Raw genomic sequence first — 902 nt, 5'->3', positions numbered from 1 at the left:
GACCCCGGCAGTTCGTCGAGGTGTACCGCGAGCCAGGCCATCCGGTGCGCGGCATCCGACAGTCGCAGCACGCTCAGGCTCAGGCTGTCCCGGTCGTCCGGGTCCTGCACGACCAGCTGCACGGCGGTCCGCAGCCGGGTCAGCCCCTTGCGGTCGTACGCCACCGGCCGCCCCTGGACCGTCAGCCGCCCCTCGTGCGGCTTGAGCCCGCCGGAGAGCAACCGCATCAGCGTGGTCTTGCCGCTGCCGTTGCGGCCGAGCAGGGCGAGCGAGCGCCCCTCGTGGATCTCGAAGTCGAGCCCGCTGAGCACGGTCGGGCCGTCCTCGTAGGCGAAGGACGCGCCCCGCAGGGCGACGAGGGCGGGCTCGCTCATGTCAGCGGCCTTTCCAGTGCGAGGGTGAGAACGGCCAGCGTCGCGAGGAGCGCGCAACTGGCCGCCGTGAAGCGGACGGAGATCCGGGCCTCGGGCACCAGGACGCGCAGGGTGCCGTCGTAGCCACGCCCGGCGAGTCCGGCCTGGAGACGGGTCGCCCGGTCGAAGGCGCGGACGAACGCGGTGGCGCCGAGCCCGGCCAGGGATCGCCACTCCGCGGCCCGGCCGGTGTGGCCGAGCCGGGCCGCCTGGGCTTCCCGGATACGCCGCACGGAGTCCAGCAGCAGGAAGCTCATCCGGTACGTCACCAGCGCGACGTCGACGACCGGCGCGGGGATCCCGGCCCGGACCAGCCGGGGCAGCAGGTCGGACATGGGTGTGGTGAAGGCGAACAGCAGCACGCCCAGGGAGGCCGCCGAGGTGCGCAGGAGCAACTCCCCGGCCCAGACCGGCCGCGAAGAAGGATCTCGCCGACTCCGTCCTCTCTGACGTGAGCAGCGGACTGACCGAGCTGAACGACGAGGAGCT

The 902-nt window shown here is 73.1% G+C and carries 1 protein-coding gene and 1 pseudogene; both read right to left on the bottom strand.

Annotation, left to right across the window (positions count from 1 at the left end; genetic code table 11):
- Positions 1-374: ATP-binding cassette domain-containing protein (locus tag ABZ281_RS50040; protein ID WP_356665560.1), on the bottom strand; the 374-nt coding region annotated here is incomplete at its 3' end.
- Positions 371-826 (bottom strand): annotated as a pseudogene (locus ABZ281_RS50035) (CbiQ family ECF transporter T component); the annotation flags it as partial. The pseudogene ABZ281_RS50035 and the gene ABZ281_RS50040, both read right to left, overlap by 4 nt.
- Between the last annotated feature and the right edge of the window lie 76 nt (positions 827-902).

The sequence above is a fragment of the Streptomyces sp. NPDC006265 genome, assembly GCF_040613555.1.
GTDB lineage: Bacteria > Actinomycetota > Actinomycetes > Streptomycetales > Streptomycetaceae > Streptomyces.
This window is presented reverse-complemented; position numbering and strand designations above follow the sequence as displayed.